This is a genomic window from Rhodococcus sp. NPDC006774, from assembly GCF_040636045.1.
In the GTDB taxonomy this organism is placed as follows: Bacteria; Actinomycetota; Actinomycetes; order Mycobacteriales; family Mycobacteriaceae; genus Rhodococcoides.
In genome coordinates this window covers 20,282-46,453 of record NZ_JBEYIW010000021.1, presented here as the reverse complement: position 1 = coordinate 46,453, position 26,172 = coordinate 20,282, and the positions used below count along the sequence as shown (strand labels likewise).

Annotated in this window: 24 protein-coding genes; 12 read left to right on the top strand and 12 right to left on the bottom strand. The window is 64.1% G+C overall.

Annotation, left to right across the window (positions count from 1 at the left end; genetic code table 11):
* The first annotated feature begins 34 nt into the window (after positions 1-34).
* The 4 genes from ABZ677_RS23210 to ABZ677_RS23195 are packed head-to-tail and all read left to right on the top strand — an operon-like array spanning position 35 to position 4,510.
* The gene (locus ABZ677_RS23210) at positions 35-1,168 is read left to right on the top strand and encodes a VOC family protein (protein WP_358373677.1); all 1,134 of its coding nucleotides are present in this window, start codon (positions 35-37) and stop codon (positions 1,166-1,168) included.
* A complete protein-coding gene (locus tag ABZ677_RS23205; RefSeq protein WP_358373674.1) occupies positions 1,165-2,100 on the top strand; it encodes a fumarylacetoacetate hydrolase family protein in 936 nt (311 codons plus the stop codon). Before ABZ677_RS23210 ends, ABZ677_RS23205 begins: the two co-directional genes overlap by 4 nt.
* Complete coding sequence (locus ABZ677_RS23200) at positions 2,097-3,698, top strand: bifunctional 3-(3-hydroxy-phenyl)propionate/3-hydroxycinnamic acid hydroxylase (protein WP_094634034.1); 1,602 nt, start codon at positions 2,097-2,099, stop codon at positions 3,696-3,698. Before ABZ677_RS23205 ends, ABZ677_RS23200 begins: the two co-directional genes overlap by 4 nt.
* A complete protein-coding gene (locus ABZ677_RS23195; protein ID WP_358373671.1) occupies positions 3,695-4,510 on the top strand; it encodes an SDR family oxidoreductase in 816 nt (271 codons plus the stop codon). Before ABZ677_RS23200 ends, ABZ677_RS23195 begins: the two co-directional genes overlap by 4 nt.
* Here the strand turns inward: ABZ677_RS23195 and ABZ677_RS23190 are convergent.
* From ABZ677_RS23190 to ABZ677_RS23180, 3 genes are all read right to left on the bottom strand, one after another.
* Positions 4,507-5,607, bottom strand: a complete 1,101-nt coding sequence (locus tag ABZ677_RS23190) for a lipase family protein (protein ID WP_252342001.1) — start codon at positions 5,605-5,607, stop codon at positions 4,507-4,509. The genes ABZ677_RS23195 and ABZ677_RS23190 overlap by 4 nt on opposite strands.
* 53 nt (positions 5,608-5,660) lie before the next feature.
* Positions 5,661-6,779 (bottom strand): HoxN/HupN/NixA family nickel/cobalt transporter, encoded by a 1,119-nt coding sequence (locus tag ABZ677_RS23185; RefSeq protein ID WP_358373668.1) that lies wholly within the window; start codon positions 6,777-6,779, stop codon positions 5,661-5,663.
* Positions 6,780-6,900: 121 nt separating this feature from the next.
* Positions 6,901-7,503, bottom strand: a complete 603-nt coding sequence (locus tag ABZ677_RS23180) for a TetR/AcrR family transcriptional regulator (RefSeq protein ID WP_358373665.1) — start codon at positions 7,501-7,503, stop codon at positions 6,901-6,903.
* A 114-nt stretch (positions 7,504-7,617) separates the two neighbouring features.
* Here ABZ677_RS23180 and ABZ677_RS23175 point away from each other — a divergent pair, with 114 nt between their 5' ends.
* From ABZ677_RS23175 to ABZ677_RS23150, 6 genes are all read left to right on the top strand, one after another.
* Positions 7,618-9,195: a carboxyl transferase domain-containing protein gene (locus ABZ677_RS23175; RefSeq protein WP_094740679.1), complete on the top strand. Its 1,578-nt coding sequence runs from the start codon at positions 7,618-7,620 to the stop codon at positions 9,193-9,195.
* Between the two features lie 5 nt (positions 9,196-9,200).
* Complete coding sequence (locus tag ABZ677_RS23170; RefSeq protein ID WP_358373662.1) at positions 9,201-11,198, top strand: acetyl/propionyl/methylcrotonyl-CoA carboxylase subunit alpha; 1,998 nt, start codon at positions 9,201-9,203, stop codon at positions 11,196-11,198.
* Positions 11,195-12,361 (top strand): acyl-CoA dehydrogenase family protein, encoded by a 1,167-nt coding sequence (locus ABZ677_RS23165; RefSeq protein WP_094740678.1) that lies wholly within the window; start codon positions 11,195-11,197, stop codon positions 12,359-12,361. Before ABZ677_RS23170 ends, ABZ677_RS23165 begins: the two co-directional genes overlap by 4 nt.
* Positions 12,358-12,843, top strand: a complete 486-nt coding sequence (locus ABZ677_RS23160) for a MaoC family dehydratase (protein WP_037187309.1) — start codon at positions 12,358-12,360, stop codon at positions 12,841-12,843. Before ABZ677_RS23165 ends, ABZ677_RS23160 begins: the two co-directional genes overlap by 4 nt.
* The gene (locus ABZ677_RS23155; RefSeq protein ID WP_358373659.1) at positions 12,840-13,658 is read left to right on the top strand and encodes a CoA ester lyase; all 819 of its coding nucleotides are present in this window, start codon (positions 12,840-12,842) and stop codon (positions 13,656-13,658) included. The genes ABZ677_RS23160 and ABZ677_RS23155 overlap by 4 nt, the downstream gene beginning before the upstream one ends.
* 71 nt (positions 13,659-13,729) lie before the next feature.
* Positions 13,730-14,182 carry a MarR family transcriptional regulator gene (locus tag ABZ677_RS23150; RefSeq protein WP_358373655.1) on the top strand — a complete coding sequence of 151 codons (453 nt, stop codon included), beginning with the start codon at positions 13,730-13,732 and terminating at the stop codon, positions 14,180-14,182.
* Between the two features lies 1 nt (position 14,183).
* Here the strand turns inward: ABZ677_RS23150 and bla are convergent, their stop codons facing one another.
* A complete protein-coding gene (gene bla, locus ABZ677_RS23145) occupies positions 14,184-15,113 on the bottom strand; it encodes a class A beta-lactamase (protein WP_358373653.1) in 930 nt (309 codons plus the stop codon).
* Between the two features lie 558 nt (positions 15,114-15,671).
* Between bla and ABZ677_RS23140 the strand changes: the two genes are divergently transcribed.
* Positions 15,672-15,890 (top strand): hypothetical protein, encoded by a 219-nt coding sequence (locus tag ABZ677_RS23140; protein ID WP_358373650.1) that lies wholly within the window; start codon positions 15,672-15,674, stop codon positions 15,888-15,890.
* A gap of 249 nt (positions 15,891-16,139) precedes the next feature.
* Here ABZ677_RS23140 and ABZ677_RS23135 read toward each other — a convergent pair whose 3' ends face one another.
* The 3 genes from ABZ677_RS23135 to ABZ677_RS23125 all read right to left on the bottom strand — a co-directional run bounded on the left by ABZ677_RS23135 (position 16,140) and on the right by ABZ677_RS23125 (position 19,278).
* Positions 16,140-16,835, bottom strand: coding sequence for a hypothetical protein (locus tag ABZ677_RS23135; RefSeq protein ID WP_358373647.1), 696 nt, complete (start codon positions 16,833-16,835; stop codon positions 16,140-16,142).
* 114 nt (positions 16,836-16,949) lie between these two features.
* On the bottom strand, positions 16,950-17,759 hold the full coding sequence (locus ABZ677_RS23130) for an enoyl-CoA hydratase-related protein (RefSeq protein ID WP_358373644.1): 810 nt from the start codon (positions 17,757-17,759) through the stop codon (positions 16,950-16,952).
* Entirely contained in the window at positions 17,743-19,278 is a 1,536-nt protein-coding gene (locus tag ABZ677_RS23125) for an acetyl-CoA acetyltransferase (RefSeq protein ID WP_358373641.1), read from the bottom strand. The genes ABZ677_RS23130 and ABZ677_RS23125 overlap by 17 nt, the downstream gene beginning before the upstream one ends.
* A 61-nt stretch (positions 19,279-19,339) precedes the next feature.
* On the opposite strand from ABZ677_RS23125, the gene ABZ677_RS23120 reads away from it, so the two are divergent.
* Complete coding sequence (locus tag ABZ677_RS23120) at positions 19,340-19,945, top strand: TetR/AcrR family transcriptional regulator (RefSeq protein ID WP_358373638.1); 606 nt, start codon at positions 19,340-19,342, stop codon at positions 19,943-19,945.
* Between the two features lie 61 nt (positions 19,946-20,006).
* Here ABZ677_RS23120 and ABZ677_RS23115 read toward each other — a convergent pair whose 3' ends face one another.
* From ABZ677_RS23115 to ABZ677_RS23095, 5 genes are all read right to left on the bottom strand, one after another.
* Positions 20,007-20,801, bottom strand: coding sequence for an endonuclease/exonuclease/phosphatase family protein (locus tag ABZ677_RS23115; protein WP_358373635.1), 795 nt, complete (start codon positions 20,799-20,801; stop codon positions 20,007-20,009).
* 113 nt (positions 20,802-20,914) lie between these two features.
* Positions 20,915-22,021, bottom strand: coding sequence for an extracellular solute-binding protein (locus ABZ677_RS23110; RefSeq protein ID WP_358373632.1), 1,107 nt, complete (start codon positions 22,019-22,021; stop codon positions 20,915-20,917).
* A complete protein-coding gene (locus ABZ677_RS23105) occupies positions 22,021-23,781 on the bottom strand; it encodes an iron ABC transporter permease (protein WP_358373630.1) in 1,761 nt (586 codons plus the stop codon). Before ABZ677_RS23105 ends, ABZ677_RS23110 begins: the two co-directional genes overlap by 1 nt.
* Positions 23,778-24,893 carry an ABC transporter ATP-binding protein gene (locus ABZ677_RS23100; RefSeq protein WP_358373627.1) on the bottom strand — a complete coding sequence of 372 codons (1,116 nt, stop codon included), beginning with the start codon at positions 24,891-24,893 and terminating at the stop codon, positions 23,778-23,780. Before ABZ677_RS23100 ends, ABZ677_RS23105 begins: the two co-directional genes overlap by 4 nt.
* 45 nt (positions 24,894-24,938) lie before the next feature.
* Positions 24,939-26,069, bottom strand: coding sequence for a PrpF domain-containing protein (locus tag ABZ677_RS23095; RefSeq protein WP_358373624.1), 1,131 nt, complete (start codon positions 26,067-26,069; stop codon positions 24,939-24,941).
* Positions 26,070-26,172 lie beyond the last annotated feature (103 nt).

The window sequence follows — 26,172 nt, the reverse complement described above, 5'->3', positions numbered from 1 at the left end:
GGTGACGATATTGTCACCAACGAGGGAGGGCTTCATGGGACACGACGTCGACGGCCACAAGGACATGCACGTGGACCAAGGCGCACTCCCCGGCGAGCACCCCGGTCGCGCGAAAGATCCGATCATCAAGGTTCGAGACATCGCCTGGCTGGAGTTTCGCAAGCCGGATCTGATCAAGGCCGAGGCATTCGCCGTCGCGTTCGGTTTCACCGTCTCGCTCCGCACTCCGGAGGAGATCCATCTGCGCGGCACTCAGGTCGGCGCGCCGTGCGTGATCATCCGCCGCGGTAAGCGAACACGCTTCGTGGGCGCAGCCTTCGCCGCCGCAGACGATGCCGACCTCGTGACATTGGCCGAAGCCACCGGGCAGCGGGTCCAGCGCCTACCCGACACACTCGGCGGTGCCGCGGTCACTCTCACCGACCCGGGCGGGCAACCCGTCCAGGTGGTGTCCGGGTACACCGACCATCCCGAACTTCGCGGCCAGGAAGCGCACACCTACAATTTCGGTGAACCCCGCTACCGGCTCAACGCGACGCAACGGCCACCGCGTCAGCCCGCCCGAGTCCAGCGCCTGGGACACGTGGTGCTGCAACGCACCGGCTACCTCGAGAACCTGGACTGGTACCTGCATCACCTCGGCCTGATCGTCAGCGACTTCCTCTACTACGACGGTCAGCGTGATCGCGGTCCCGTGATGAGTTTCATCCGTTGCGATCGTGGCAACACTCCGTCCGATCATCACACTCTCGCAATGACTCTCGGTCCGTCCAACCGGTACGTGCACTCCGCCTACCAGGTGTCGGATCTCGATGCGATAGCCGCGGGCGGGGAGTACCTCACCCAACGCGGGTACCGGCATTCGTGGGGTATCGGCAGGCACATCCAGGGCAGCCAGATCTTCGACTACTGGCGTGATCCCGACGGTTTCCTGGTGGAACATTTCAGCGACGGCGACATGTTCGACAACTCCCTCGAACCCGGCTGGGCCCCGATGACGGCGTCCGGTCTGGCCCAGTGGGGGCCGCCGGCGTCGAAGGACTTCCTCGGAATCGCCCCCAGCAGAGCGTCATTGCACGAACTGAAATCGATCTTCTCCTCACTGCGCAACGACAACGAGTTCGACACCGATCGCCTTCGCGGCCTGATGAAAGTGGCATCCTCATGAGCATCGCTGTACTCCGCACCGCCGACGCCTGGTGGGTCGAAACCCCCGCGGGCGCGTCACGCATCGACACCTCGGCGGTGAGCACCGCCGAGCTCCTCGCCGATCGGCCTGCCATCGAATCCGCGCGCAGCGCAACCGATGTCGTTGCAGTAGAGACACTGTCGTTGATCTCGCCGGTGACGGCTCCCTGCCGCGTCATGGCGAACATGACCAACTACGTCTCTCACGTCAAGGACTCGGGAATGAACCCCGAGACGGTTCCGCTGACGTTCTTTCGCAAGACCTCCGGTTCCATCAGCGGACCCACCGACGACGTCATCAAGCCGACACACGTGAAGCTGCTCGACTACGAGATCGAGATCGGACTCGTGTTCGGCAAGACGCTCACCGTCGGAACCAAGGTCGACGCCTCCAACGTGGCCGAGTACGTCGCCGGCCTCGTGCTCACCAACGACGTCTCTGCCCGAGACGTCCAGTTGCCGAAGACTCAGTTCTACGAGGGCAAGTCGTATCCCACCTTCACTCCGGTCGGGCCGCGCCTGGTCCTCCTGGAGGCCGGTGAGTTCGACCGGTTCGGCGAACTCGCCCTGACCCTGCGGGTCAACGGCTCTGTGCGACAGGACAGTACGGTCGCCGACATGATCTACCGCCCGGTCGAGTCACTCGAGGCCCTGAGCAAGTTCCAGCGGATCGACGCAGGCGACCTGCTGCTCACCGGCACTCCCGGCGGCACCGCATTGAAGGCCCCCGCCAAGCCGATCGAGATGATCGGATCGCTGGTTCCGCCGTCGGTCAAGTGGAAGGTCTTCTTCAAGAAGCAGGCCAAGAATCCCGCGTTCCTGAAAGACGGCGACGTCCTCGAACTGACCTGCTCGACTCCCGACGGAGCCCTCGATCTGGGGGTCCAGCGCACCCGGGTCTCCTACCGATGACCGGTACCGAGTCCGACGGCACGCACTTTCCAGTGGTGATCGTCGGAGCCGGTCCGACGGGCATGACCGCTGCGTTGCTGCTGGGCCGGTACGGCGTGCCGTGCCTCGTGCTGGACAGGTGGGAGGACGTCTACCCGCAGCCGCGGGCAGTCCACCTCGACGACGAGGTGTACCGCATTCTCGGTGATCTGGGCCTGGCCGAGGACTTCGCGGCCATCTCCCGTCCCGGTCGCGGACTGAGGTTGTGCACCAGGGACATTCGAACCCTGGCCGAGTTCGAGCGCGATCCCGACGATCGACCGCACGGCTACCCGCAGGCCAACATGTTCGATCAACCCGAACTCGAGCGTCTGATGCGTTCTCACATCGCGCGTTACGACTCCGTGCAGATGCGTGGCGGATGCGAGATCACCGATGTGCAGAACCTGACGGATTCGGTTCGGGTCCGGTACGACTCGACCGAGGACGGGACGCCACATTGGGTGACCGCCGACTACGTCCTCGGTTGCGACGGGGCCAACAGTGTGGTGCGCAGGTCCATCGGTTCGAAAATGGAGGATCTCGGTTTCGAGCAGCGATGGTTGGTCGTGGATATCGAGACCGACGTCGATCTCGGGCAGTGGGATGGCGTGCACCAGGTGTGCGATTCCGAGCGATCGGCGACGTACATGCGCATCGGCCCCACCCGCTACCGCTGGGAGTTCCGGATGCTCGACGGCGAGACCCTCGACGAGTTCACCGATCTCTCGGCCATCCACCCTTTCATCGCACCGTGGTTCGTTTCCGGCGAGATCCCGGACATGAAGCTGATTCGCAGCGCGGAGTACACCTTTCGTGCACAGGTGGTGGACCGGTGGCGTGATCGCCGGGTCTTCCTGCTCGGCGATTCCGCGCATCTGACGCCGCCCTTCATCGGGCAGGGCATGGGCGCAGGGCTCCGAGATGCGCGCAATCTGATCTGGAAGATCGTCGGCGTGCTCGACGGGCATCTGAAGGAGACCTCGCTCGAGAGCTACGAGACAGAACGAAAGACGCACGCCAAGCAGATGATCGAATTGGCGGTCGCGATCGGATGGGCCATGACCGGCGGCAGCCGGCTCACCGGCATCATGCGCACGAACATCGCACCCGCCCTCGGCTACCTACCGTTCGTCGGCGAGAAGGTCACCGCCAGCACCACCCCGTCACTCGCTCGATCGCAGTACGTGCTGCGTTCGCCCGTCCCGGTTCGCACACTGGCCGGAAAGCTGTGCCCCAACAGTCCGTTGGACAGCGGGGCTCGTCTGGACGACCTCGCGCCGGGCCGGTTCCTGTTCGTCTCGTCGACACCCCTGGCCATCGGGCACCGTCGAGAGATCGAACGCCGCGGAGCCGTCGTCGTCGAGGTGGCGGCGTCGTCGGAGCTGGGGGTCTGGCTGCGCCGCGGACACGCTGTCGCCGCCATCGTGCGACCGGACCGCACGGTCATGGCGTCGGGCACCTCGGTGCCCTCCCTGCACACCAAAGTACCGACCACAGCTTTTCGCAGGACAGAATGCCCGGCACCCGTAGTGACGAAGCCGGCACCTACCCGCACCGTGAACAAGAGGCGTAGATGAACACTGCAATAGTCACCGGAGCGACGTCGGGAATCGGCGAGGCCGTCGCCGAGGTTCTGATCGCTCGCGGCTACCACGTCATCGGAACGAGCCGCGACAGCTCGTCGGTGGCCGACCCGATACCCGGTGTCGAATACCGCGACCTGGACCTGACGGACCCATCATCGATCCGCGGGTTCGTGGACGGCATCGCCGAGACCTCGGTGGATGTGCTGATCAACAACGCAGGCGAAAGCCAGTGCGGCCCACTCGAAGAGCTGCCCATCGAGGCGATCACCCGGCTCTTCCAGCTCAACGTCTTCGGAGCGATCGATTTGACCCAGGCGGTGCTGCCGGGCATGCGAGATCGTGGCAGCGGAAAGATCGTCAACATCGGGTCGATGCTCGCGAGCTTTCCGCTGGCCTACCGTTCGTCGTATGCCGCCACCAAGGCTGCGATCAAGGGGTTTTCCACCGCCGCGCGCTACGAGCTCAAGCCCTACGGAATCGACATCACCACAGTCGAACCCGGCTCCATCGCCACCGGGCTCTCGGCCCGTCGGACCAAGTACTGCGGCCCGCATTCACCGTACCTCCGCGACTTCACCACGGTGATCTCGCAGCTCGACGCCAAAGAGGCCGAAGGCATCACGGCCGAGACCGTGGCCCTCACGGTTCTCAGAGCCGTCGAGGACAAGAAGACGCTGCCCATCTACGCGGTCGGCAGCAATGCCCCTGCGGTGTTCTTCGCCCAGCGATTGCTGCCGCGCACGGTACTCGAACTGTTCACGGCCCGCGCCTACGGACTGCCCAGCAAACGACCGGTGAACTAGCGAAACAGGTTCGCGACGAACGGAATCGTATCGGCCTGCGACTGGACGAAGGCTCCACTGTGGTCGGTGTTGTAGGCCCTGAACGTCACCGGCTGACCGTCGGCCGTCAGACGGGCGACGTAGGCGGCGGTGGTCGGGAACGGAACGTCGATGTCCTGCAGTCCGTTTCCCATGAAGAAGGGCTTGTCGAAGCCGGTTTCGGGCATCGCCATGTAGTCGTCGAGAACGGCGGTGAAGTTCGGCAGGCCGACCAGTGGCGCGGTGAAGAAGTCGCCGATCGTCACACCGTCGAGTTGTGCCTCGAAGTCCGATACGCAGCTCGTCTCGGCCAGGTCTGCGTACTTCTTCCCGAGCGGGGTCAGGATGTCGTCCAGCCCGAGCTCGGGATGCGCGTAACGCAGCGACGCGCCGATGTACGCGACATAGGCGGTCAGGCCCGACGGTAGTTCCACCGGCGGAACGCCCGGTCCACCGATCGAGACCAACTTTTCGATGTACGCGGGAGTTCCGGTACCCACCGCCCCGCGGTAGTCGAGATCGGGGCCGCCGAATTCGGTTGCGTAACGGGCGGTGTAGATCGCTGCGCCACCGCCCTGGGATTGGCCGACGGCCACCCAGGATCGCGAGAGGTCCTCGCTGTGGTTGCGGCCCGCCTTGACCATGTCCACCACGTTGTGGGCCGTGGTTCGACCGTCGAGATACGCCGGTAATCCGGGCGTTCCGAGGCCGGCATAGTCGCTGGCGACGATGGCATAGCCCTGCGCGAGCCAGTTCGCCAGGTACGGCAGATCTCGCTCGGCGTAGGACGGACCGATCAGCGACGGCGCGCATGCGTCGCCGAGCCCGGATGTGCCGTGAGCCCACGAGATCACCGGCCAACCACCCTCCGGCGCAGTTCCCGGCGGTAGGAAGACGGTGCCGGTGCTCAGAGCCTTCTCACCGAAGGTGTCGGTGGTGACGTAGGTGAGCACCTCGGCCGAGGCAGCGCCGGGAATCCAGAGGTCTCGGTCCAGATCGCGAGTCGAGACGACGTCACCGATCTCCTGAGTGATAGCCGGTGCAGCGGAAGCGGGTACGGCCAGCAGCGCCGTCACCATGCTCGACGCGAGCGCCGCGGCAATCGAGAGGGCACCGATCCGACGCCGAGAGGTCACTGGTTCTCCATTCCATTCGAGTGTGCGAAGCCGCCGCGTTCGTCGATGCGCGCCACCTTGTAATACACGACCGCTCCGATCCACACGACGAAGAACGTGCCGACGACGAGTTGGCCGGCCAAGTTCAGATCGATGACGGCCAACGCGTCCCACAACCCGCCGGTCAGCTCGAACTGTTCGGCGAGCAGGGTCAACAGCTGCACTGTGCCGATCACCAGTGCCACGAACACGGCCGTCATCGTCATGTTGTAGTAGATCTTGCGCACCGGCGTCACGAATGCCCAGCCGTACGCCTTGGACATGAAGATGCCGTCGATGGTGTCCATGGTGGTCATGCCCGCGGCAAACAGAACCGGCAGCGCGATGATCGCCATCGGCGGAAGTCCGCCTGCCATGGCCGTCGTGCCTGCGACCGCAAGCAGACCGACCTGAGTGGCGGTATCGAACCCAAGCCCGAACAGCAGACCCAGCGGGTACATCTGCCACGAATGGTTGATCAGCTTGTCGTAGCGACCTCGGAACAGTCGATTCATCAGCCCACGCTTGGCCAGCAACTCGTCGAGGCCGGCTTCGGTGAACTCACCTCGTTTCGCGCGTCGCCAGACTCCGACGATTCCCGCGAGCACTGCGATGTTCAACGCCGCGATGAGATACAGGAACGTTCCGGACACCAACGTGCCGATGATGCCGCCGACTCCGGCGAACGCGTCCTGGAACGCCGTCGCCTGCGACGCCACGAACGCGATGGCGGCGACGAAGACGAACACGACCGTCGAATGACCGAGTGAGAAGAAGAGCCCGACGGCCAACGGCCGCTTGCCCTTCTGCAGCAGAAAGCGGGTGGTGTCGTCGATGGCGGCGATGTGATCGGCGTCGAACGCGTGCCTGAGCCCGAGGGTGTACGCCAACACGCCTGCTCCGGCGTAGACCAGCGTGCCGTCGGCTCCGGTGAGGTTGTGGATGCTCGGAATGGAGTTGTAATGGGTGAACAGACCCCACCCGACCACGTGCAGAGCGGCGACGAAGCCGGCCATCGCCAGCAGTCGAGGAACCTCGTCGAGAGTGAATCGACTCTGCCGTCGGCCGAGCTCGACACGCGAGAGTTGGGTCGTCATGGAGACATTGTGGCCGATGACGACGAGTTGCTCTTCCTATGGAGCGCAGGTGCGCTGAGTGTCAGCTATTTGTGTCCGCAGGCGTGATCGCGATCGGTGAAGCGAATTGTGGACACTCATGTCAGTGCGATACTCCCAGCGCCCCCAGCGCCATCGCTCGCAGCACCGGACGAGCATTACGTGACGGGCTACGTCCCGCACTGTTGGGCGTGGAGTTGATGAGGCCGAAGACCGCGTGTGCCGTGGTTCGAGCGTCGGACTCGTTCAGTTCCGGGCCGACGGCGCAGAGCACCCCTACCCACAGTTCCACGTACTCGCGCTGCATTCGGCGCACCTTGCGTCGAGCACCCTCGGGAAGGCTCTGCAGGTCGCGATCCTGGATCTTGATGAATGCCGGTGTGTCGAAGGCAAAATCGAGATGGAACTCGACCAACGCAGACAACGTATCCACGGCCGCCCCGCCACGATCGACCACCGCACGGCCACCGTCGAGCAGATACTCCGAGATTCCGACCATCAGCTCGACGAGCACTGCCTCCTTGTTCGGGAAGTGTCGGTAGACGGCCGGTCCGCTGACGCCGACTGCCGCGCCCAGGTCCTCGAGTCGCACCGAGGTGAAGCCGCGCTCGGCGAACAGTGATGCGGCAGCATCGAGCAACTGCTGTCTACGCTCGGCCTTGCGCTGCTCGCGCACCGTCGTCGGCCTTGCCTCCAACTCCTGCACTGGCTCCCCCTCGCCCCTGGACTCTCAGTTAATCGTAGTTTACTATGATGTCAGTTATCAACCATTAACTGAACTCCTGTGACACCGGCGTCCAACCCCTAAGGCGTGCACCTCATGGCAATCGATATTGCTGCCAACCGGGCAGATCACGAGCGTCTCACCGGCGAGCTGGCCGAACGGCTCGCCGCGGCGGCGCTCGGCGGTAGCGAAAAATCCCGGGAACGCCACATCGCACGAGGCAAACTCCTCCCCCGCGACCGCGTCGACGAGCTACTCGATCCCGGCAGCCCGTTCTTGGAGATCGCACCACTGGCCGCGAACGGTCTCTACGACGACGAGTGCCCCGGCGCAGGAGTGATCGCCGGCATAGGGCGCGTCTCCGGGCGCGAATGCGTCATCGTCGCCAACGACGCCACCGTCAAGGGCGGCACGTACTACCCGATGACGGTGAAGAAGCACCTGCGCGCGCAGGAGATCGCACTGCAGAACACCCTGCCGTGCATCTACCTCGTCGACTCGGGCGGCGCGTTCCTCCCGCGTCAGGACGAGGTGTTTCCCGACCGCGACCACTTCGGCCGAATCTTCTTCAATCAGGCGACCATGAGCGCCAAGGGAATTGCGCAGATTGCCGCCGTCATGGGCTCGTGCACCGCCGGCGGTGCCTACGTACCGGCTATGAGCGACGAGGCGATCATCGTCAAGAACCAGGGCACCATCTTCCTCGGCGGCCCGCCACTGGTGAAGGCCGCGACCGGAGAGGTCGTCACCGCAGAAGAACTCGGCGGTGGTGATCTGCACTCCAAGATCTCCGGCGTGACCGATCATCTCGCCGAGGACGATCGAGACGCACTGCACCGCGTCCGTCGCATCGTTTCCACCCTCGGGCCCCGGACACCACGGCCATGGGACGTCGTCACGACGCGTGACCCCGTAGCCGACCAGACCGAGCTCTACGACGTCGTCCCCACCGACCCCCGCACTCCGTACGACGTGCGTGAGGTGATCGGCCGCGTCGTCGACGCGGGTGAATTCGACGAGTTCAAAGCCGAATACGGCAAGACGCTCGTCACCGGATTCGCCCACATCCACGGCCATCCCGTCGGAATCGTCGCCAACAACGGTGTGCTGTTCGCCGAATCTGCCATGAAGGGCGCGCATTTCATCGAACTGTGCGACAAGCGCAGCATCCCGCTCGTCTTCCTGCAGAACATCTCCGGGTTCATGGTCGGCCGCGATTACGAGGCAGGCGGCATCGCCAAACACGGCGCGAAGATGGTCACCGCGGTGGCATGTGCCCGTGTCCCCAAGATCACCGTCGTCATCGGCGGGTCCTACGGCGCAGGCAACTACTCGATGTGCGGCAGAGCGTATTCACCACGCTTCCTGTTCATGTGGCCCAACGCGCGAATCTCGGTGATGGGCGGCGAGCAGGCGGCCTCGGTGCTCGCGACGGTGCGCAGCGAACAACTCGACGCGGCAGGCAAGCCCTGGAGTGACGACGACCAGGAATCGTTCAAGGCTCCGATTCGCGACCAGTACGAAAGCCAGGGCAACCCCTACTATTCGACGGCCCGCCTCTGGGACGACGGCATCATCGACCCGGCCGATACCAGGCAGGTTCTCGGACTTGCCCTCTCGGCGTGCGCCAATGCGCCGCTCGAGCCGGTCTCCTACGGCGTTTTCAGGATGTGAGAGGCATGACCACGATGATCGACACCATTCTGATCGCCAACCGCGGCGAGATCGCTGTGCGGGTGGCACGAACGCTGCGCCGCATGGGAATTCGCACCGTTGCCGTCTACAGTGACGCCGATGCCGACGCCCGCCACGTCCACGAGGCCGACACCGCGGTACGACTCGGCCCCGCCAACGCACGCGAGAGCTACCTCGACATCGCCAAGGTGATCGCGGCCGCGAAAGCCACCGGAGCACAGGGAATTCATCCCGGATACGGCTTCCTGTCCGAGAACTCCGAGTTCGCATCAGCCTGCGCCGAAGCCGGAATCGCCTTCCTCGGGCCACCGGCGAAGGCCATCGAAGTGATGGGCGACAAGATCGCCGCGAAGGCCGCCGTCAGCGCATTCGGTGTACCCGTCGTCCCCGGCATCTCTCGCCCCGGCCTCACCGACGCCGACCTCGTCGCCGGTGCGCCGGACGTCGGCTTCCCGGTGTTGGTCAAACCCTCCGCCGGTGGCGGCGGAAAAGGTATGCGTCTTGTCGAACGCGCCGAGGACCTCCCTGCAGCATTGACGAGCGCTCGCCGGGAGGCAGCCTCGTCGTTCGGCGACGACACCCTCTTCCTCGAGCGATTCGTGTTGCGGCCCCGGCACATCGAAGTACAGATCCTCGCCGACGGACACGGCAATGTCATCCACCTCGGCGAACGCGAGTGCAGCCTGCAGCGCAGGCACCAGAAGGTCATCGAGGAGGCACCGTCGCCGTTGCTCGACGACGCAACCAGAGCACGCATCGGCGAGGCCGCCTGCAACACTGCCCGCAGTGTCGACTACTCCGGTGCCGGCACAGTCGAATTCATCGTCTCGGCCGAGCGTCCCGACGAGTTCTTCTTCATGGAGATGAACACTCGTCTCCAGGTCGAGCACCCGGTCACCGAGATGGTCACCGGCCTCGACCTCGTCGAGTGGCAGGTCCGGGTGGCATCGGGTGAGCCCCTCACTCTCGCGCAGAACGACATCACGCTCACCGGACATGCGATCGAAGCCCGCGTCTACGCCGAGGATCCCGGCCGCGGATTTCTCCCCACCGGCGGTGCCGTCGTCGGATTGCGCGAGCCATCTGCGCCGGGAATCCGCGTCGACTCCGGCCTTGCCGTCGGAACGGAGGTGGGCAGCAACTACGACCCCATGCTCTCGAAGGTCATCGCGCACGGACCCGATCGCGCGACCGCACTGCGCAGTCTCGATCGTGCACTGGCCGACACCGCCGTACTCGGTGTCGTCACGAACATCGAATTCGCACGGTTCCTGCTCGCCGACAACGATGTTCGTACCGGCAATCTCGACACCGGCCTACTCGACCGTCGCGTCGAGGATTTCGTGGCCGCCGAGGCGACCGACGAGGCGCTGATCGCCGCCACCGCAGTGCAGTGGCTCGACGCGTGGCAGGCCGCGGGACAGGACGTCTGGGCAGCACCATCGGGTTGGCGAGTCGGCGCGAAAGCTCCGTTCCATCGTCGCCTCGCGTCCGGCGGTCGGACGGCGCATGTGGCCATCACCGGTACAGCGAGCACGGCAACGGTCGTCGTCGACGAGGGATCGCCGCGCACCCTCCGGGCTACGGCCACCGAGGATTCCGTGGATCTGGTGATCGACGGTCTCCGCGAATCGATGACCTTCGCCCGAAACGGCTCGGCCACCTGGGTTTCCAGTGCTCGCGGCACCTGGCGCATCGATCGGATTGCCGAGGCGAGCGTCCGCGAGGACGATGCCCATTCCGGTGACGCCGAGATCCTCTCGCCGATGCCGGGCTCGATCATCGCGATCGGAACCACCACCGGCAGCGCCGTCACCGCGGGCACGGCCATCGTCGTCGTCGAGGCCATGAAGATGGAACACACCCTGACCACCCCGATCGACGGCACCGTCGAACTGACTGTCGCAGTGGGGGATCAGGTCCGCGTCGATCAGATCCTCGCCCGAATCGTTCCCACACCCACCGAAGAGGACCAGCCATGACCGAGCACCTGTCGTCGTCGAATCTGCCCGACGAGTACCAGCAACTGGTCAAATCCGTTGCCGACTTCACCCGCACGGTCGTCGCGCCGGTCTCGGCGAAACACGATGCCGAGCATTCCTTTCCGTACGAGGTAGTCGCAGGCATGGCCGAGATGGGCCTGTTCGGCCTGCCGTTTCCCGAGGAGTTCGGCGGCATGGGCGGCGACTACTTCGCGCTGTGCCTGGCGCTCGAGGAGCTCGGCAAGGTCGATCAGAGTGTCGCCATGACTCTCGAGGCCGGCGTCTCGCTCGGTGCCATGCCGGTGTACCGCTTCGGCAACGACGCACAGAAGCAGCAGTGGCTGCCCAAGCTGACCGCCGGCAAGGCCCTGGCCGCGTTCGGTCTGACCGAGCCCGGTGCCGGCAGCGACGCGGGCGGCACCAAGACCACCGCCAAACGCGACGGTGGCGACTGGATCATCAACGGCAGCAAGCAGTTCATCACCAACTCCGGTACCGACATCACCGAGCTCGTCACCGTCACCGCGGTGACAGGGGTCGACGAAGCGACCGGACGCAAGCAGATCTCCTCGATCCTGGTGCCCACCGATACCCCGGGATTCGTCGCAGAGGCTGCCTACAACAAGGTCGGCTGGAACGCGTCGGACACACACCCGCTCAGCTTCACCGATGTGCGCGTGCCGCAGGAGAATCTGCTCGGCGAGGAAGGTCGCGGGTATGCGAACTTCCTGCACATCCTCGACGAAGGCCGGATCGCGATCGCGGCGGTGTCGGTCGGTGCGGCGCAGGGCTGCGTGGACGAGAGCGTGAAGTACGCCAAAGAGCGTGAGGCGTTCGGTAGCCCTATCGCCCGCAATCAGGCGATCTCGTTCAAGATCGCCCGCATGGAGGCCCGCGCCCACACCGCTCGAACCGCGTACTACGACGCCGCGGCATTGATGTTGGCGGGCAAGCCCTTCAAGAAGGCAGCATCCATCGCCAAGCTCGTCGCCTCCGAAGCGGCCATGGACAACGCGCGCGATGCCACCCAGATCCACGGCGGCTACGGTTTCATGAACGAATACGTTGTCGCTCGTCACTACCGCGATAGCAAGATCCTCGAAATCGGTGAGGGCACAACCGAGGTTCAGCTGATGCTGATCGCCCGGAGCCTCGGACTGTGAGCGACAAGAGGATTCGCCAACGCGGCCTGTGGTTCGAGGAGATGGAACTCGGCACCGTGTACGAGCACCGACCCGGCCGCACCATCACCGAGGCCGACAACACGTTGTTCACCACGCAGACGATGAACACCCAGGCCCTGCACCTCGACGCGGCCTACAGCGAGACAACACCTTTCGGGCAGCGACTGGTGAACTCCATGTTCACCGTGTCCACGCTCGTCGGACTGTCGGTGACGCAGTTGACCCAGGGCACCATCGTGGCGAACCTGGGCTTCTCGGAGGTGTCGTTTCCCAAGCCGCTGTTCCACGGCGACACCCTCTACGCCGAGACCGTGATCTCGGACAAGCGCGAATCGAAGTCTCGCCCCGGCGAGGGCATCGTGACGTTCACGCACACCGGTCGAAATCAGCACGGGGACGTCGTCGCAATCGCCGTCCGCAAGACACTCGTCCGGATGCAACCACCGGAGGAGGCGTCGTGAACTGGGTTCCGCCCGGTCCGGCATGGCTGTTCTGCCCGGCAGACCGTCCCGAGCGCTACGAAAAGGCCGCAGCACGAGCGGATGTGGTCATTCTCGATCTCGAAGACGCGGTCGGTGCCGCGGACAAAGCGGGCGCTCGTGACTCCGTGGCCACGACCCCGCTGGATCCGGCCCGCACCATCGTCCGGGTCAACGCGCACGGCACCGACGATCAGGCCGCGGACCTCGAGGCGTTGAAGCACACCGAGTACTCCACCGTGATGCTTCCCAAATGTGAATCGGCGGAACAGATCGCAGCTCTGGCTCCGCTGAATGTCGTCGCGTTGATCGAATCTCCACTCGGCGCGATGACGGTGTTCGATGCACTCGCGGCCGACAACGCCATCGGTGCCATGTGGGGTGCCGAGGACTTGGTGGCCGCCATGGGCGGTAACTCGAGCAGGCACGGCGACGGCTCGTACCGCGATGTTGCACAGCATGTTCGGTCGCGGACGCTACTGGCTGCTAAGGCACGCGGGGTGTTCGCGCTCGATTCGGTGTTCCTCGACATCCCCGATCTCGACGGGGTGCGCGTGGAGGCCGACGACGCCGTGGCCGTCGGCTTTGACGGCAAGGTGGCCATTCATCCGAGCCACATCTCGGTCATTCGCGACGCCTACGCGCCGACCCCCGAGGCGATCGAGTGGGCTACCGCAGTGCTCGACGCAGTGGCACTCAACCGCGGGGTCTTCACTTTCCGCGGTCAGATGGTCGATGCACCCGTTCTGGCGCATGCTCGACGCATCATCGCTCGTCGAACCTCGTCGAGAAGGTAATTGCAGACGCCGTTAATTGTCGGCGCGGTATGGTGGGTGGTCACGAGCACAGGCACCGAGAGGCACGACACATGAGCGCACACGACCCCGCCATGACTGCCCTTGCGCAGAATTGGCTTGCGCTTTCCGTCCTGCACGGACGTATCGAAAGCCGCATCGAGCGTGCGCTACAGATCAACCACAATCTCAGTGCGCGCGAGTACTGGCTGCTCGACGTCCTGGGCAGGCAGCACGATGGGGTCGGCGGCCACCTGCAGATGAAGCAGGTAGCCGATGCCGTCGTACTGAGCCAGAGTGCCACTACCCGCCTCGTCACTCGCCTCGAGGATCGGGGGCTGCTCACGCGGTACCTGTGCCCCACCGATCGCCGAGGTATCTACACCGACGTCAGCGAAGAAGGCCTGGCCCTGCTCGAGGCCGCGCGGCCGACCAACGACGCGGCGTTGCGCGAGGCTCTCGACGACGCATCCGATGAACCGGATCTCGTTCCGTTGGTCGACGCCGTTCGACGCGCAGCAAGCTGACTCACTCCACCTGTTGCACGGCTGCTCTGGTCGCGTCGGCTACCAGGGAATTCATGGCCGGCGAGTCTTCCACCCCCGACGTCGTCGCACTGAGCACGACCAGCAGAATCCTCTGCCCGTCCGGCCCGAGCAGCAGTCCGGCATCGTTGGATACGCCGTAGCTTCCGGTGCCGGTTTTGTCGGCCGAAGTCCATTGTGGCGCAATGCCCGCCCGGAACCGGGCGGTGGACGTCTCTGTGTCGCCCATCCACGCGAGTAACTGCGTACGCGAGGCCTGAGTCAGAACGTCGCCGTCGAGCAGGGTTCGGTAGCCGGCGGCCAGCGAGTTCGGTGTCGTGGTGTCGCGTGGATCGCCAGGTATGGCGGTGTTCAGTTCCGGCTCGGTGCGATCGAGTCGAAATTCGGTGTCACCGAGTGATCGCGCGAAGTCGGTGAGCGCCGCGGTGCCGCCTGCCTCGTGAATCAGCAGATTGCCGGATGTGTTGTCACTCTTGGTCAATGCGGCCACAGCCAAGTCCGCGATGGTGACGACCGAGCCAGGCTCCCAATCGACAGCGGATTCGGGCACCTTGTCCTCGGCGGTGATCGTTCGGGTATCGGTGAGCTGCAACCTGCCTGCATCGACGGCGGCGAGTACGGCACCGACGGCATACACCTTGAAGGTGGAGCAGAACGCGAAACGTTCGCCCCCGCGGTAACTCTGCGTGGAACCGGTCTCGAGATCGAGCACATTGACGCCGAGCCGCGCAGTGTCCCTGGCCTCGAGTTCGAGATATGCCCCTTCGGCACCGGACTGTTCGCTCGTCGACCGGGACACATTCGTGTCGGATCGCGGTGGTTCGGTGGTGGCCGTCGAGGAACAGGAAACTCCGGCAGTCAGCGCCGCCGCTGAGATCGCGATGATCAGTCGAGTGGATGTCGAGGTTCGCATGGGGTCATGCGATCACACCCGCTCGGTAGGCGGCTACCGGACCACTGCTATCGCCTGCTGAACCAACACGAAAAAATTCAGTCTCCGCCAACAGAAGCGGATGGGTGTGATCCAAATCATAGAAGTTCGGTATCGCGAGGCGTTCTAATCCCAATTATCGTTACTTCCGTTACGTAACGGAAGGTCTCAATCCATCTCGACCGATGAGGAGATTCCCAATGCGCAAACTTTTGACGATCGCTGTGGGCGCGTCCCTGAGCCTGGTTGGCGCGGCCACCCTCGGACTGGCAACCGCTAGCGCGGACACAGCGCCGCCACCGCCACCTCCACCGCCGGTCGAAACCCCTCTCGCCAGTCCGCTCACGCCATTCCTTCATCAGGTCGGCTTTACGGAATGCGTGAACGGGATCGGCGAGGGCATAGGGACGGGAGCGCTCACCGGGGGCATCTCCACGATCGAAGCCGGCGCTGCAGGCGCCCTCCCAGGCGGGATCGCCGGCGGTATCGTCGGAGGTATCAAGAACTGCTGACCAGACGACAACAAGCAGGAGGCACTCTATGAACGCCAGCAAACGCGCAATATTGAGCCCGGTCGTCGGAGTCATCGTCGCGCTGGCAATTATCTGGGGCGTCGGCGGAGACATCCCGATCTGGCGAGCCGCATTGATGGTTCTGGTCGGTGCGGGCGTCGTCTTCGGGTTGAATTTCGCATGGGAATCCAATCCCTGGACCGACGATCCCGCCAGCGACGAGCACGAGCACGTCTCAGCCCACTAGATGGACAGTTCGGGAGATCCTGGCCGTGATTGTTCGGCGGGGTCTCCCGAACTGCATCCGCCTCGGCAAACCCAGACCGGTCAAGCACCGTGCAGAATCCTGTACCGGATGGGCAGGTCGCCGGAAAGACCGGCACTAACGGGCCCAATTCGCAAAAAGGTTGCCATGGTGACGTTTCCAGGCAAGAAGCCCGTCGCAGTCGCGGTATTCACCGGGTTGCGCGGCCAGAATCGCGGTGACTTCGGTCCGTCAGGCACCGCACTCGGGAACGCCGTGACCGGATCGGCACCACGTGTTGACGCCGGGAGCGTCGCCCAGATCGTAGGTCATCAACACGCGGGTGTCGTTGTACCCGATACTCGGTGAGGCCTCGAATCGTTTGCCCTCGTACAGGGTTCCGCCCAGCCCGTCTCCGGCCAGGAACGTGCGCTCCAGCAGCGTGACGACCACGCCGTCTTCCTTGTCGTCACCGATCGGCGTGTAGGTGGCCGTCCAGGTTTCGACGTCGCAGCAACTCGCTCCGGTGGTGAATGTGCTGCTCGCCGGGTCGGGATCGAGGTGAAGAATGCTTGCGTGCCGCTGCCAATCCCCCATGATCGTCGACGCGAGGTCTCCATCGGGGTTCGATACAGGAGGAATCTGCGGCTGCACCGGATCCTGAACGGGCGGCTCGACCACCACAGGCTGAGTAGGGGGCGCAGCAGCGGTCGGTGCAGGTACCGACGCGTCGATCGGCCCTGATCCATCGCCGGTATCCGGTTCCTCGGCCGCCGGACTCTCCGGTGGCGCGTTCTCGACCGGAGCCCCTGGTTGGGCAACGCCCACCTGGGTGGACGTCGCTACTGCCTGCGGGGCGGGGCGAGCGTCATTGTCGCCGCACGCCGTCAGGGCGGCCATGGCCACCACCGCCAGCAAGGCGGATCCGATCGAAGAACGCACCCTCATGACGACTCCCCACTCGCGACGAACGTCGTGCCCGGTCTATCGCCTCGGGCACGACTCCGTTACTTGCGCTAAGCAGGTCACGCTTGGGTAACAACGTTCTTCAGCGCTGAGCGATCACTGCGCGGTCCAGGTCGGGTCGCGTTTCTGCAGGAATGCGGTGATTCCCTCGACGACGTCCTGCGTGGTGGCGAGTCGATCCAATTCCTGACGGTTCTGTTGCCACGAATCTTCCTCGTGCGCGATGGTGCCGTCGGAGATACGTCGAGCGAGACGCTTGGATGCGCGCACGGCGAGCGGCGCACCCTCCGCACACAGGCGAGCGAGACCGAGTGCCGTATCGAGGACGTCGTCGGGTGCGGCAACCCTGTTGACCAACCCCCATCGGGCGGCCTCCTGCGCGGAGATCGGCTGTCCGGTCAAGATCATCTCCAGCGCAACGTGTTCCGGTATCGCAGACATCAGCCGAAAGGCACCGCCGGCACCGGCGACGAGCCCGCGGCGGATCTCGGGTAGGCCGAATACGGCCGTGTCCGAGGCGACGACCATGTCCGAGGCCAGAGCGATCTCGGTTCCGCCTCCCATCGCAGACCCGTTCACCGCCGAGATGACGGGAACCGAAATCGGATGTTGGACAATCCCGGCGAACCCCCAATGCTCGGTCTCGGGCGGGGTCACCGCGCCGGGGCCTCCGGTGCCGAGGGCTTTCAGATCGGCACCCCCGCAGAAGGTCGACGATCCCGCACCGGTCAACACGATGGCACGGATGTCACGGTCCGCCTCGGCCGACTCCCAGGCTTGCCCGAGGAGCGTGTGCACGCGTGCATCGATGCTGTTGGCAGCCTTCGGTCGGTTGATCGTGACGACGAGAACATGACCTTCTCGCCTCGTCAGTACAACAGGTTCGATGCTATCGGCCTCGGACACGAATGTTCCCCTCGTTCGACTCGACACTGACTGTTGCTCCGATGATTTCGCGTGCAGGTTCGCTTCGATAGAGGGACAACGCATGCGCACTGGCCGTATCACCAGGCACCGTCTGTGCGGCAACGCGTCGTCCGTGCTCGTCCCTCCCGACGAGGAATGCCTGGTTCGGTTCCTGCTGCCGTGAATGCTCGACGGAGACAGTCTCCACCACAAGATCCCCGTCCTCGACAGGTGCGCGAGGCGGCGGATCCGGCGTCATCACTGTGGGTTCGGGATTTCCGATGTAGCCGAGCGGATGCTGGTCGGCACCCAACAGCACGGAGTGGTGGTAGGTCAGATAGCCACCGTTCGCGTGCACCAGCGCACAACTCTTCCCGCCCCGAATCTCCCGAACGGATGCGGTGATCGAATGCAACGAATGACTGCTGAGAGGCCCACCGAAGGACGAATGGCCACCGGTCACTGTGGGAATCAACGACTTCGGCGTTCCGAGGTGACGTGTGGCAAGGGTCGGCACGATCGGGAAGCAGCTGTAGACGTCCAACACGTCCAGTTGCTCGACCCCGATCTCCGCTCCGTGCAACGCGCGATCCATCGCGTCTTCCATCGCTGGGGACCGGCCGAAACTGCTGCGGTCGAGAATGTCGACCGTGTCCTCGGCACCGGCACCGCCCCACACGTACACGATGTCACCCTTGGGCACACCGCGTTCGAGAGCTTCGGCCAAGCTCGTCACCACGATGCACGCCGCTTGGTCGACGAACGGCATGGCGTTCATGGACAGCGGATACGGCTCGCACACGATGCGGTTCCTCGGCGACGGCGTGCCGATGTCCAGAGCCGTCCGAGCTGTGCCGTTCCAGGAGTACGGGTTCTTCTCGGACACAACGGAGAAGGTCGCATACAGCTCACTGCACTCGGCCTGCCGCGTTGCCGGATCCATGCCGGCCTCGAAGCGAAAGCGGCTCTCGAACAACGGATAGATCCGAACCGGTGAGATCAGACCGGCTTCTTGCATTGCAGCGCTGCCGAGTTGATCGAGATCGAAGGTGGGCGGACCGCCCGGATCTGTGCTCCACCCTCCGTCCTCCACGGGGTCTCGTCCGGCCTTGACCAGCGCGATCATCGAGGCCTGGGCTTCACCGCCCGCGATCACCGCAACCCTCGACTCTCCGGAGGCGATGCGCGCGGCCGCGCGATCGAGGAGTCGGGCAGGCCATTGCCCACCGATCGGAGCGTCGAACAGATCTGCCGGTGTGGCACCGAATCCACGTGCCAGCGCAGCGGCGGGACTGGCGTAGGCCCAGCTGGCGACATGACAGAACGCGATGCTGTCCGCGCGGCGAATCCATGGCTCCGAAGTCAGCGAGTCCTGAAGTGCCGCAGTCGCAGCGAGTGCGATCAGTTCCATGGGTTCGACGCTCATGGGTTCGCCGCGGCCGCTTGTTTCACCGATTGCCACGATCACTGGAATGCGTGTCGGATCCAGCGCCGACGCCTCGTGCCGTACAGAACTCATGGAAGCAAACCTATTACAGACAGAGATTGTCCGCAATGCCACCGGGTGCGACAATCCGGGGGTGACCGACGAAGCCAAGAGCCGACGAGGACGTCCTCGCGATCCACATCTGGAAGACCGCGTCTACGACGCGGTGCTCGAGGTGTACTGGGAAAAAGGGTGGTCCGGCTTCACACTCGACGCCGTTGCCCGCCGCGCCTCGGTCGGTAGGGCCGCGCTCTATCGTCGCTGGGAATCGAAGGGGGCCTTGGTCGTCGATGCGCTGGAAGCCAGGAGTCCACTCGCGTCGCCGATCGACTTCGGCACGCTGCGGGCGGATCTCGTCGAACTCGCAGTGCAGCTTCTGCAGGGTTACCGAGGGACAGCAGGTCTGGTCAGTCTGAGGGTCGCCCTCGATGCGCGGGTGCACCCCGATCTTCTCGGACACATGATCGACACTCTCAACCGGAGCCGACTGGTCGCAGCGCGCCTCATCGTTCATCGAGCTCAGACTCGAGGTGAATTGCCGGAGTCCGCCGATACCACCCGAATCCTCGAACTGGTGACCGGAGCGGTGTTCAGCCACGTCATCTTCTCGCATCGCACCGATGCCGATCGAGCCGAGACCGACCGCGTCTACGCCGAAAATCTGGTCGACGCGGTCCTCGGCGGGGTCGGCGCAATCTGACGCCTTCTCTCGACGTCAGCATCCAGGCAGACTTCTCGGCACGAACATCTGCCGCACTCGTTCACAGTTCGAGCAGCAGAGCCCGGTGATCGGATACTTCCGGTTGCTGTACGACTTCGAAACGTCGGACCGCATCCATCCGAGAGACCAATAGGTAGCTGGCACTGCGAATCGGCTTACGGTAAAGCGACGTTCGAGTATCGGCTTCACCGACCAGATCGACCATTCCCTGCCGGCCCAACACCTGGAATGTGGCACTCGTCGGCAGCAGGTTCAGATCGCCGCACAGCGCAACGACGTCGCTCGTCGAGCGCATCTGTTCGACGATGGACGACAGCCGGCGAGCTTGATCCGCACGAGCGGGAGTGTCGTGCTTACCCGCCGGATCACGCAGCCCGTGAAGCTGGACAACCGATACGATTCGACTGCTCGACGGGTCTCGCACCGTAACGGTGAGGGCCGCACGAGGACGGTCCTCGACAGTCCAATCGACGTGGTTCACGAACTCCAAGTGCACAAAACGGGCGTCGAGACCGACAATCGGGAGGCCGTCGCGTACCCACGTCGCGATGCCGAAGTCCTGACGCCACCGCGTTCCGTCGCGATCGGTGACCGGACCGGCGTCGTGGGCGACAAAGTGCGATCTGTATCCCGCCAGCACCGATGAAATGTCGTCGAACAGATTCAGCCGCTGCGGCAACGTTCGCTCGCCGTCCGAAAAGGTGGCCCACCCCGACCCGCGCGGAGTACGCGTCACCTCCTGGACACAGACGATGTCTGCATCCACTTCGCTGATCCACGGAATCAGCGCGTCGTGCCTGGCACCGCCCCATGCATTGATCGATACGATCTTCACCGCGCGAGCGTATCGGCGCACACTGTGCCCGCACCATCGAATATCGTCTCAGCCCAGACAGATTCGCGGCCGACGAGTCCCATGGACTCGCGGCCGCGAATGAGGTGGTTCTTCTATTCGTTGTAGCCGAAGATGGCGTTCCAGGCCTCCTGGTCGTCAGCGGAGTTCTCGATCGACTCCGACTGCGTGATCCGGTTGACCTTGGGGTCGGTGAACTCCGGAAGCTCTATTCCGCGGATCACCGGTGGGTCGATGTCGTTGCGCACCGAGTACTCACCGAGGTCGCTGAACACCTGCTGACCCCTCTTGGAGAGGTTCCAGTTCATGAATACCTGCGCGGCCGCAATGTTTTTCGCAGTGGACGCCACACCGGTGTAGTAGTCGTAGGCGGTGAGCCCCTCCACCGGTACCACGAAGTTGACCGGCGCATTCTCGTTGTTCGCGATGTTGACGCTACTCACCACGACGGTTCCCGCCTCGATCTCGCCCCGGGCGAGTGCATCGAGCTGGGCTCCGATGGAATCGAATACTCTTGCTTCCGAGGAGTATTGGCGCAGATAGTCGTCACCGAGCACCTCCCGCTGGAACCGCGTCAATGCCAACGCGCTACCGCCTGCTCCGGCCTGAGCGATACCCAGATTCCCCTTCCATCGATCATCGAGGAGGTCCGACCATGCCGCCGGCCTGTCATCGCCCTCGATGAGAGCGCTGTTGTAGCCCATCGTGTAGATCGGGTCGAAGGTACGGTAGTAGTTGCCGCCGTCGAACACCACGTCGTCCTGTAGCTCGCCGGCAGTGGGCGGTGTGTACGGCTGAAACACACCCCGCTCGCTGAGTCCGCTGACGAAGCCGGCATCGGAGATTCGCACGACGTCCGCGTCGAGACGACCCGCGCCGTACTCGGCCACCAGTCGCTCGTAGAGCCGGTTCGGTGTGAGCCGCACGAGGTTGACGTCGAGTCCTGTGTCCTTCTCGAAGTTCTTCAGCACCGTGGCCTCGGTGACGGCGGTGTAGCCGCTGTAGAGGGTGATGCCGCCCTCGGATTGGGCCCGAGTCCACAGATCCGGATCGGCGATCTGTTCGCCGTCGATGACGAGGCCGTTGTCGGTGATGATCTCCTCTGCCGCCCGAGCCAGATCGGGGCGTTCGGGTGGTGGCGAGCAGGCCGTGGCCGTCGCCACTGCGACACCAAGCGCGATTGCTGTGACCAATTTTCTCATCAGACAGTTTCCTTGGATCCGAAGCGACGCGAAAGGATTGCGAGTACGCCGATGACGACGCAGTACAGCAGGCTCAACTCGGCGGCCGACTGGAACGAGCCGTTGTCGTATGCGTCGAAGATCGCGATCGACAGCAACCGGGTGTCGGAGGTGAACAAGAACAACGCTGCAGTGAGCTCACGCATGGACAGCATCAGCAGCAGCAGGAAGGTCGACGACAGACCGACCTTGAGCAGCGGAGCGGTGACGAACGAGATTGCCCGGTGCCGCCGTGCACCCAACATCACTGCGCTGTCTTCCAAGTCCTTGTCCAGCTGGATGATGGACGCCGAAACTCCGCGGTAGCCCTGCGGAATGGTGACGGCGACGAATGCGATCACCAGCACCGCGAGTGTTCCGTATATCGGTAGCGGAAGTGCCAGCCACGTCCACAGCAGACCCAGGCCGAGCACGATGGCAGGAACGGCCAGCGGCAACATCGCCAGGTACTCCAACAGCTTTCGGCCTGGAGCGTTCGTGCGGTACCTCGTGTATGCCAAGGCGAAGCAGAACGCGGTACCGATAGCAGCAGTGGCGACACCGACGATGACGCTGTTGGTCATCACGCTGTGGAAGTCGGCGCTGCGCAACGTTTCACCCAGTCCCCAGAACGACAGGGCACCCGAATCGAAGAGCTGACCGATGTTCGCTACGTAGGGGCTGGTCTGCAATGCCGCCAACACCAAGGCAATCAATGGCAGGAGAACGGCCAGGGTGAAGTACACCCAGGCGAACACTGCAGCCGGGATGCGCCATGCCCGCAGCGGAACCTGACGCGCCCGAACACCTTTGCCGCTGACGGTCGTGTATTCCTTGCTGCTCATCGCGCGCTGCTGGAAGGCGACGACGGCGACCAGCAAGACGGTGAGAACGACTGCGACAGCGGCGGCGTCGTTGCCACGGGCAGGCGAAGCGTTCATCAGCCGGTAGATCAGAGTCGGCAGGGTGTCGACCCCGCCGGGCACACCGATCACCTGTGCCACCGGGAAGTTCTCCACGGTGAGCGCGAAAACCAATATTCCGGAACCGATCACGGCAGGCATGACGAGCGGGAACGTGATCTTGCTCAGCATCTTCGTCAACTTCGCACCGTGCAGACTGGCGGCGTCTTCGAGGTCCGGATTCATCAACGAGAGCGCGGAGTGGACCATCAGGAACGGATACGGCGCGTAGTAGATGCCGAGGATGAAGATCATCCCGCCGAAGCTGTAGATGTCGATGAAGCCGGGCAGACCGATTGCGGTCAGGACCAGGTTGATATAACCGGTAGCCGGCCCGGCCAGCAATGCCCAGGCCAGTGCCCCGACGAGCGCCGGGAGGAACAGCGGCGCAATACCGATGCCGTAGATCATCTTTCGACCGGGAACGTTGGTACGTGCTGCCAGGAAGGCGAGCGTGCACCCGATCGCCAACGCGACGATCGAGGACCCGATGCCGACCAGAGCCGAATTCCACAGGGCGCTCTGCGCAGTCGAGGATCCGAGCAGCGAGAAGTTGTCGAGGGTGAAGTTACCGAAGTCGAACAGCGATGTGCGCTCGGCGTTGTCGGTGAATGCGCCCATCACGATGAAGAACATCGGGAACAGCACGATCACGGTGAGCAGAGCCAACTGCAGAAGCGTCGGAATCCACTTCTTCAGACCCGGTCTGCGTTGGGTTGTCGGAGTGTCGACCGGCGGCGTCGCCGTGGTGACGGGCCGATTGTCGGTGGGGGCGCTCATACCGGCACCGCCTCGGAGGCGACGCGATCGTCGACGAGAACCTGAGCTCCGCCTGCTACTGCTGTGACCCGTGCGCGTTCTCCCATTCCCAGGATTCGGCTCGCGTGTCCGGTGGCGACGGCTTCGATCTCGGGGCCGTCGTCCAGTGTGACGCGGTACCGAATGGACGCACCCTGATAGCTGGCGACATCGACTGTGCCCATCCAGGACTGACCCTCGGGCTCGGCATCGTCCAACGGAGTGACCAACAGATCCTCGGGCCGCAGGCACACCACGACGGGCCCGTCGGCCGCCGACGCTGCATCGACCGACACTGCAATCTGCCCGAAGTCCGTCAGCTCCATCGTCGAGCGCGGTCCCGACGCAGGCGTGGCGCGGAAGATGTTGCCGACACCCAGGAACTCGGCCACCGAGGCCGACAACGGCGAGGTGTAAATGTCCTCGGGGGTACCGATCTGCACGATTCGGCCGTTCTGCATCAACGCGATTCGGTCGGCAAGGGCGAACGCCTCGACCTGATCGTGGGTGACGTAGACGGTGGTCAATCCGAGGCGGAGCTGCAATTCGCGCAGTTCCATCCGAAGCCGTTCGCGCAGTCGTGCATCGAGGTTGGACAGCGGCTCGTCGAGGAGGAGCACGCTGGGGCGCATCACCAAGGACCGAGCCAGCGCCACCCGCTGCATCTGACCGCCACTGAGCAGGCTCGCTCCCCGGTGGGCCATTTCACCCAGCCCGACGAGGTCGAGGGCCTCCAGGACGCGCTGGTTCATCTCGGTCTTGTTGACCTTCTGCATCTTCAACGAGAACGACACGTTGTCGAACACAGTCCGGTGCGGCCACACTGCGTAGGACTGAAAGACCATGCCCACGTTGCGTTTGTGCGGCGGGATCGTCTTGTTCGTGTACGAGTCGTGGACGACGCGGTCACCGATGGTGATACGGCCGGCGCTGGGGGTCTCGAGCCCTGCAACACAGCGCATCGTGCTCGTCTTACCGCAGCCGGACTGCCCCAGCAACACCAGGGATTCTCCGTCGGCGATCTCCAGGTCGAGGTCTCGCACAACAGTGTTTCCCGAGTAAGCGAGGCTCAGATTCTCGATGCTAACCTTCATGATCTTCCTTTTCTTCAGTCGTCGAAGCCGTGTTCACAGGTCGAGCTATCCGATCGAAAGTGCTGTCGCAGCAGCGGAAACGAACAATTCTGCAGTCGCAATCCGTCGCGCTGCACGGTGCAGGGTCACGCTGGTGAGGTTGCCGTCCGCAGCGATGTCGACATCGACGGCCAACACACCTGCCGGTGTCCCCAGCCGCAGGGTCGAGCTGGCGGCACCGTGGACGACCCGATTCACCACACCGCCGCGCACGGTTGCTGCAGCGGCCACCGCGACCGCCGACGTAAGGCCGATGGACGGGTGCGGTGCCATCATCGAGAGCATGCGCACGCAGACGTCGTATTCGCCGGCCGTGACGAGCGTTCCGTCTTCGAGGTGGTAATCCACCGGCGGAGCGATGATGCCGACCTTCGGCACTGCGTGCGTGATCGGATCCTGCGGGCGCGACAGCCCCATGAGCAGTGCTGCACTGCGGCGCAATTCGACCAGTAGCGGAACACGTTCTGTCAGTTCGGCAGCGGTCTCGGCTCCGGTCATACCTAGGTCGGATGCTCCGAACAACGCAGCGGGAGCGCCGGCGACCACCATGGTTCCGCGGTACTGCGATCCATGTAGATCCACGGTGTCCTCCACCGCCCCGGTGGGGAGCAGCCGAGTGCGATCGGCACCCAGGTCGACGAACGTCAGTCCGACCGGAACGCCGAGGGCCGACGTTCCGGCAACCTGGGCCGACCCTTCGGACGGAACGACGCCGCCCGGTGTGTCGATCTCGGCGAGCAGCACGGCACCGGTGTTGCGATTACGCAGCCGCACGACGGTGGCGACCGGATCGATCGCGACCAGTCCTTGCTGAAGTGCGTACAGGCCGATCGCGGTTGCGCAATTGCCACAGTTGCTTCCCCACTCCACCTTTCGGTCACCGATCGCGACCTGAGCGAAGAGGTAGTCCACGTCGATTCCGTCCTCGGAGGACCTGCTGACGATGGCCGCCTTCGAGGTGGTCGAGCTACCGCCGCCGACTCCGTCCAGCTGGCGGGGATCGCCGGATCCGAAGGCGGAGACCAGAATCTCGTCCAGCGACCCTGCTTGTTCGATCAGCGGCTCGACGTCGACAGAGCTGAACAGCCAACACTTGCTGGTCCCGCCCCTCATCCACGTGCCACGCAGTGAATACATCCTCGGATACCTTCCGATCGTTGCTCTCGAAAATGCTCTTGGAGTTCAACATTCGAGGAAGCAGTGCGGTCATGTGACGCAGCTCTCGTGCAGTTGCTGTACA

Bases quoted from the DNA above. Each gene is read 5' to 3' on its own strand.
- ABZ677_RS23205 (WP_358373674.1), top strand. From the start codon at position 1,165: ATGAGCATCGCTGTACTCCGCACCGCCGACGCCTGGTGGGTCGAAACC.
- ABZ677_RS23095 (WP_358373624.1), bottom strand. From the start codon at position 26,069: ATGTATTCACTGCGTGGCACGTGGATGAGGGGCGGGACCAGCAAGTGT.
- ABZ677_RS23105 (WP_358373630.1), bottom strand. From the start codon at position 23,781: ATGAGCGCCCCCACCGACAATCGGCCCGTCACCACGGCGACGCCGCCG.
- ABZ677_RS23100 (WP_358373627.1), bottom strand. From the start codon at position 24,893: ATGAAGGTTAGCATCGAGAATCTGAGCCTCGCTTACTCGGGAAACACT.
- bla (WP_358373653.1), bottom strand. From the start codon at position 15,113: ATGCGAACCTCGACATCCACTCGACTGATCATCGCGATCTCAGCGGCG.
- ABZ677_RS23175 (WP_094740679.1), top strand. From the start codon at position 7,618: ATGGCAATCGATATTGCTGCCAACCGGGCAGATCACGAGCGTCTCACC.
- ABZ677_RS23195 (WP_358373671.1), top strand. From the start codon at position 3,695: ATGAACACTGCAATAGTCACCGGAGCGACGTCGGGAATCGGCGAGGCC.
- ABZ677_RS23185 (WP_358373668.1), bottom strand. From the start codon at position 6,779: ATGACGACCCAACTCTCGCGTGTCGAGCTCGGCCGACGGCAGAGTCGA.
- ABZ677_RS23210 (WP_358373677.1), top strand. From the start codon at position 35: ATGGGACACGACGTCGACGGCCACAAGGACATGCACGTGGACCAAGGC.
- ABZ677_RS23190 (WP_252342001.1), bottom strand. From the start codon at position 5,607: ATGGTGACGGCGCTGCTGGCCGTACCCGCTTCCGCTGCACCGGCTATC.
- ABZ677_RS23150 (WP_358373655.1), top strand. From the start codon at position 13,730: ATGAGCGCACACGACCCCGCCATGACTGCCCTTGCGCAGAATTGGCTT.
- ABZ677_RS23140 (WP_358373650.1), top strand. From the start codon at position 15,672: ATGAACGCCAGCAAACGCGCAATATTGAGCCCGGTCGTCGGAGTCATC.
- ABZ677_RS23170 (WP_358373662.1), top strand. From the start codon at position 9,201: ATGACCACGATGATCGACACCATTCTGATCGCCAACCGCGGCGAGATC.
- ABZ677_RS23135 (WP_358373647.1), bottom strand. From the start codon at position 16,835: ATGAGGGTGCGTTCTTCGATCGGATCCGCCTTGCTGGCGGTGGTGGCC.
- ABZ677_RS23110 (WP_358373632.1), bottom strand. From the start codon at position 22,021: ATGAGAAAATTGGTCACAGCAATCGCGCTTGGTGTCGCAGTGGCGACG.
- ABZ677_RS23125 (WP_358373641.1), bottom strand. From the start codon at position 19,278: ATGAGTTCTGTACGGCACGAGGCGTCGGCGCTGGATCCGACACGCATT.
- ABZ677_RS23200 (WP_094634034.1), top strand. From the start codon at position 2,097: ATGACCGGTACCGAGTCCGACGGCACGCACTTTCCAGTGGTGATCGTC.
- ABZ677_RS23165 (WP_094740678.1), top strand. From the start codon at position 11,195: ATGACCGAGCACCTGTCGTCGTCGAATCTGCCCGACGAGTACCAGCAA.